This is a genomic window from Vulcanisaeta distributa JCM 11217 (assembly GCF_001316005.1).
Lineage (GTDB): Archaea > Thermoproteota > Thermoprotei > Thermoproteales > Thermocladiaceae > Vulcanisaeta > Vulcanisaeta distributa_B.
On record NZ_BBBJ01000012.1, the window covers coordinates 50544 to 56543 of the forward strand.

The 6000-nt window shown below is 44.0% G+C and carries 5 protein-coding genes and 2 pseudogenes; all 7 read left to right on the plus strand.

Annotated features, from left to right (window positions below; translation table 11 throughout):
- The first annotated feature begins 92 nt into the window (after positions 1-92).
- Positions 93-875, plus strand: coding sequence for a hypothetical protein (locus JCM11217_RS11565; RefSeq protein ID WP_054842989.1), 783 nt, complete (start codon positions 93-95; stop codon positions 873-875).
- Between the two features lie 79 nt (positions 876-954).
- Positions 955-2311: pseudogene (locus tag JCM11217_RS16950) on the plus strand (alkaline phosphatase family protein).
- A 29-nt stretch (positions 2312-2340) separates the two neighbouring features.
- Positions 2341-3051 (plus strand): hypothetical protein, encoded by a 711-nt coding sequence (locus JCM11217_RS11580; protein ID WP_243679350.1) that lies wholly within the window; start codon positions 2341-2343, stop codon positions 3049-3051.
- A complete protein-coding gene (locus tag JCM11217_RS11585) occupies positions 3041-4444 on the plus strand; it encodes an FAD-dependent oxidoreductase (RefSeq protein WP_054842998.1) in 1404 nt (467 codons plus the stop codon). The genes JCM11217_RS11580 and JCM11217_RS11585 overlap by 11 nt, the downstream gene beginning before the upstream one ends.
- A complete protein-coding gene (locus JCM11217_RS11590; RefSeq protein ID WP_243679351.1) occupies positions 4426-5349 on the plus strand; it encodes an FAD-dependent oxidoreductase in 924 nt (307 codons plus the stop codon). Before JCM11217_RS11585 ends, JCM11217_RS11590 begins: the two co-directional genes overlap by 19 nt.
- A gap of 19 nt (positions 5350-5368) precedes the next feature.
- The gene (locus JCM11217_RS16955) at positions 5369-5701 is read left to right on the plus strand and encodes an FGGY family carbohydrate kinase (RefSeq protein WP_243679352.1); all 333 of its coding nucleotides are present in this window, start codon (positions 5369-5371) and stop codon (positions 5699-5701) included.
- Positions 5644-6000, plus strand: a pseudogene (locus tag JCM11217_RS16960) (carbohydrate kinase); the annotation flags it as partial. The gene JCM11217_RS16955 and the pseudogene JCM11217_RS16960, both read left to right, overlap by 58 nt.

Sequence of the window (6000 nt, forward strand, 5' to 3'; positions counted from 1 at the left end):
TTATTATTTATTTTTCCTTCACTTCTTTCTAATAACCTATAAAGGTTATATATGGATTAACCTTAAAGGATATGCCTTATATTAGTTAATTTGTGGATTTCCTCACTAGGTTTGGTCTTGGTCTCGTTAGTATGTGGAGGCGTAAGGTCATAATACTACCTATCCTATTTGCCGTGAACCTACTTACCTGGGTTTACTTCTGGATTAGGCCGTCACTAATCGGTTTCGCGTTGATTATCCTTACCATCGCCATTTTCCTAACCGTGATCTTCATTGGCGTAATACCCGTGGCTATTATGGAGGAGAATAACTATGATCCAGGTGTGGTTAGAAGAATGGGTCTCGGTACACTCATATCATTAATAATCGTGTATGCGGTGTTCATATATGTCAGTTCAATACTCCTTGCCTTAATCAAGCCACCTTCATACCTCTTTGTAATGATGGCACTACTCTTCGCGCTACCCCCCCTAACACCTATCGTAGTATTAGCCGTATTAATACCACCACTCATTGGCTACTTCATTAGGGATAAATGGCGCTCGCTCAGGGGTAGGATACCCTTTTGGGGAGTTTACCTGGGCTTACTATCGGCCGTAATACTCCTCCTAATGCCAATAATGTACTTCAGGGTATTATTTGTGAGTACGTCATTGGTAAATGCCTTCATACTTGGTGGAATAACCCTAATACTCTCGCTTGTGCCCCCCCTTCTCTATCCAAGGCCTGAGGCTTGCAGGGTATTGGGCTTGGTAATGGTCTTCCTAGGCATACTAATGTGGATACTCGCCGCCGGAGGCCTAACCTGGGGGGGCTCAGTCCTCGCGATAGTAAGTGGTGGGTATCTCTATGATTGGAGACCGCGGAGTAAATAGATTAAATATAATCCATGTATTTATGTATATGAGTAAGTATTGTCAATGCTTAAATAATAATGAGTAAATTGTCAATATAATGCTAATTAATAAGTATGGTTTACAGTTCACTATAATAATTATTGTAGCGATTACCCTATCCCTAATATTACTTGGGCTTTTTATCTATGGCGCATACCAAGGCAGTGCTTTGGTCTTCACAATACCGCAATGCCAAACCCTGCCGGCGTCCCAATTAAGTACTAAGACGCCCATTAAGCACGTAATTATCATACTCCTGGAGAACCACAGCTTTGATAACTTCTTTGGCGTATACCCAACCAACGGCACACTTAATAGTCCATTAATTGACCAATTAACAACACCTAACAACCTACTTACTCTAGGTGAAATACCTAGTTATTTACGGCCCGTACCAATAGGCACTTACTACACGAAAGACCCTAATGAGGGATACATACCGTATCATGCTGATTGGAATTATGGGAAAATGAATGGGTGGTTATGGGGGGGCTCAGGCCCTCCATCACTTTACTACTACACCGTAGATCAGGTAGCGCCACTTTGGGATTTGGCTGAGGAGTATGGGCTTGCTGATAATTACTTCACGCCATACCTCTCAGAGAGCGCGCCTAACCACCTCTTTCTATACGCGGCCTATGCACCGGTCATTGATGATTATGGTCCACCACCCTACATACCGGTCCAGGAGAGTATATTCGCAGAGTTATGTCAATACCACGTGAGTTGGGGGTTATTACGTGGATCCTAGGGAACCTCAAAGCCTACTTGACATTAAGTACTTCTACGGCATTAATAAGTACTCATCACACATACAGACTTGGAGCGATTTCATAAGCGAGGTTATGAATGGTTCATTACCCGCAGTTTCCTGGGTGTTGCCAAACCCGATAAATGACATGGGTCCACCGAATAATATATTATATGGCGAGGCTTGGCTTCTTTACATAATAAATACGGTTGAGGAAAGCCCAATATGGAATTCAACGGTGATCTTTATAACGTGGGATGAGTTTGGAGGCTATTACGACCACGTACCACCACCAATTATAAATGGTGAACCACTGGGTGTTAGAGTTCCATTAATAGTAATATCGCCCTATGCCAAGGAGGATTATGTATCGCATACTCTGTTAACCCACGCATCATTAATAGCATTTATTGATTATAACTGGGGGGGATTGCCTGCCCTAAATGAGTATGTGCTAAATAGTGACATACCTCTCGATTTCTTCTACTTCAACATGAGTAGGAGACCGATAATATTTAATGAGTCGCAGGGCTTTCCGTTGATAAGCAACGTATACTCAATACCTAATACATCCAATTACAGAGACCTGTCAAGCCTATTCCCATTAAAGCCGCAGATACCACTTAATGAGCTTCCATACTCAAGGTATGCTTCAGCAACATAACGCTTATGGAACTTGGCTCGCAGGTATACGTGAGTAGGGACTTCATGTACACGCCCGTAATTTACACGCCATTATTCCTATGGTTAGTCATAGCCCTAATAATAGATTTAATGTCAATATCATTACTACCCATAAGTAAGGGAATTCCTAAGTCATTACCCATGATTACGTTAAGCATAGTTGGTGGCTCTGTGGTCACCGCGTCGATTATTGGATTGATAACCCTGACAACAGGCTTTCTCAATTACCTGGGGAATACTGGGGAGGCGCCACCATTACTCATGGGTTACCTAATCGGTCTAATACTATTCTCAATAATTGGTTCAGTAATTATGCGGATCAGGCATGGTTCTTACGCATTAATTACTCTTTCAATAATAATTCCAATACTCCTATACGTACTTATTTACGTACAGGCAATTCAATCATTCTTAATGAGTGATGAGCCATTGCTATTTTACGGCTTACTATCCACAGCACCAATAATGCTGATCACGTTATTAATAGTCAGGCCATATATGGATGGCAATACGTGGATTAAGGGCTTCGGCTATGCAATTTCACTGGCTCTGCTTTCTTACGTAATAATACTCATTATTGCCTTCATGTACATAAGGCTTTATCAACCTGGGTTATCAACATTATTACTGCCAACGGAATTCATAGGACTCATATTGGTTACTTCCTGGTTTTTAATGGTAATGAGGGGCCTCAGGCTGGGTGTTGGTCATGAGTTATGACGTTGTTATAATAGGTTCTGGGGGGGTTGTTGGCTTGTTCATCGCGTATGAGCTTGCCCACTATAGAGTTAGGGTTCTGGTTATCGATAAGGAGGTTGAGCCGGGCTTTGGTGTTTCAAAGGGCCATGCAGGTGTTATTCATGTTGTTCAACCACCATTTAATTCATTAAGGAGTAAATTAGCCGTTGAGGGTAATAGGCTGTATGATGGCATTGCAAGGAGGCTCCATGTCAGGATTAGGAGATTGAATGCGCTATTAGTGGCTAAGAACCCGGCTCAATTAATTGCGCTACCCGCCGTGTGGTTGATCTTAAATCACGTGTATGGTAAACGGGGCTTTAGGATTAGGATTCTCGGTCCGCGGAGCTTGCGCAGGGTTGAACCAAACGTTAGCGGCTTAGGCGCAATTGAGGTTGAGGGCTATGGGATTATAAATTCCTTTGAGTTAATATCACAATTATACAACTTCTGCAGGTTAAACGGTATTGACTTCGCCCTAAACACCGAGGTTAAAGATGCTAAGATACTGGGCGATGAGGTCGCCCTAATTACGAGCAGGGGGGGTGAGTACAGGGCTAAGTACGTGGTTAATGCCGCAGGGCTTTACTCGGCGGATATTGCGAGACTATTTGGCGATGAGTATAAGCTTGAATTTGGTAAGGGCGCCATGCTCGTGTTCTGGGGGGGAGAGCAGGTAAGGAATATTGTAGCACCGCTGCAGCTAATACCGAATCCAAAGACTAAGGGTGGTGCCATCATACCCACGGTGTTCGGTACAACGATATGGGGGGGACCAAGCCTATCAATGAGCGATAGAGGTGATAGGTCGGTCAATGAAGATGACATTGATGTACTGAATGAGAAGTTCAGTGGGTTATTGAGGAATAGGAATTTCACGCCAATAAAGGCCTACGCAGGCGTTAGACCAATACCTGAGGGTGATGACTTCGTAATAACGTACAGTAGGTCAAGCAAACATGTAATTCATTTAATAGGTATTGAATCACCTGGACTAACATCGGCGCCAGCAATAGCCAGGAGGGTCGTGGAGATGCTTAGGGAGGCAGGCGTAGTGCTCACGCCCAAGGATGATGTTAAGGAGGTAGACCCAATGATTATGACGAGGGACATTATTGAGGGTGGTGGGTCAATTAATGATGATCAGGGCGAGGTAATATGCCCATGCATGGGGGTTACCAGGGCTGATATTCGTGAGGCAATTAAGCGTGGCGCAACGACTCTCGATGGTGTGGTCTTTAGGACTGGACTTGGCATGGGTATCTGCCAGGGAATGTGCCTCGGCAAGGCAATTAAGGTTATCTCTGAGGAACTTGGTATCGACCCAAGGAAGTTAACCAAGTTAGGTGATGATTCATGGTTGGTTACACGATAATTGGTGCCGGGTTAGCCGGTTTATCACTGGCGCTTGAGCTGCGTAGGTTGGGGGGGGTTGAAGCTGAGGTCATTGAGTATAGGGACTACGTTGGTGGTATTCACTCAATAATGCCTGAAACTAAAGGTTTCATTAATGAAGCATTGAAGGAGGTCAGTACTCGGTTAATTACGACAGCCGTTAGGATTAATGATGCAATATACGCAATTTGGAGAGGAGGTTATAGGAGGCTTACTAGTAATGTCATTGTGGCTACGGGGGGGTTCAGGGTAATGACATTGCCCGAGTTGGGCATCTATGGTGAGAGACCTGCGGGGATTTACCCACATCATGCAGTATTAGATATGCTGCATTACGACTTACTACCTGGTAAAGATGTGGTGGTATACGGTGATAATCAATACGCATTATCGTTGGCTAGGGAATTAATGAGGCGTGGCGTTACCGTCCGCGTAATATCACCGACGAAGCTTGATACTAGGGATATGGATGGAGGTATTGATATCATTGTCGGTAGGGTAAGGTATGTTAAGGGCATGGGGGGGAGGGTTGAGAAAATCCTAGTAAATAGTGAGTGGGTAGCCGCAGATACCCTGGTGATATCTATGTTTAAACCATTTAATCCATTTCCTGAGTTCAGGGCTGTTGGTCAAGCGGTCATTGAGACGTACGACCCAGGCATTGTCATCGAAAGTGGTAAGATAATGGCTGGGGAATTGGTAAATAGGTCCGGCGAGTTCATGGTCATAGATAGTGACCTGCCGATTTACCCAGGTAATAGGGTTAGTAGGGATGTGCGTAGAGTGATAATTCCCTGTAGGGATGTAGAGTCATGGTTAATGGTAGGGAGTACATCATTAGTAATGATGCTGCAGTTATTGAATTACCGGACACCGATAAGGTAATTATTAGGAGGGTGGTTTCATGAGTCTTGGGGTAATTGATGTTGGTACTACGAATGTCAAGCTCATAATATATGATGAGGAACTTAACCAGAGATATTCGGAAACCGTAAATGTACCGATGACATTCCCTGGCAATTACCGTGTTGAGCAAGACGCAAACGCGCTCAGATCCGCCTTCAATCACTTAATTAGCACGGCTAGGGATAAGGGCGTTAAGTACCTCGGCATCTCAACCTATAGAGCGTCAATACTTGCATGGGATAGGTCCGGTAATCCCCTAGTAAATATAATCACGTGGTTGGACAGGAGGGGGGCTTGGAAATCGTTAATAAGTTCCCATACTCAATCATGAGGCGTTTACCACTGCTGAGCAATGTCTTAATACCGACATCGCCCGTAGTGCAAATACTCTGGTTGTTAAGGAATAGGCGGGACTTAATTGAGCGTGTAAGGAGGGGTGAGGCATTTATTGGTACGTTAAGTTCATACCTAGCATACCTCATTGGTAATAAATATGTTAATGACGCCAGTAATGAGGCGTTGACTGGATTGTGGCATCCAGGTAATTTAAGGAGGATTGATATGGTGTATGAATTATTGGGAATACCTAGGGAGGTTGGGCCTGATGTTGTTGATAATGTTCACGAGTTC

Coding starts and splice junctions, on each gene's coding strand:
- JCM11217_RS11585 (WP_054842998.1), top strand. CDS start 3,041: ATGAGTTATGACGTTGTTATAATAGGTTCTGGGGGGGTTGTTGGCTTG.
- JCM11217_RS11590 (WP_243679351.1), top strand. CDS start 4,426: ATGGTTGGTTACACGATAATTGGTGCCGGGTTAGCCGGTTTATCACTG.
- JCM11217_RS16955 (WP_243679352.1), top strand. CDS start 5,369: ATGAGTCTTGGGGTAATTGATGTTGGTACTACGAATGTCAAGCTCATA.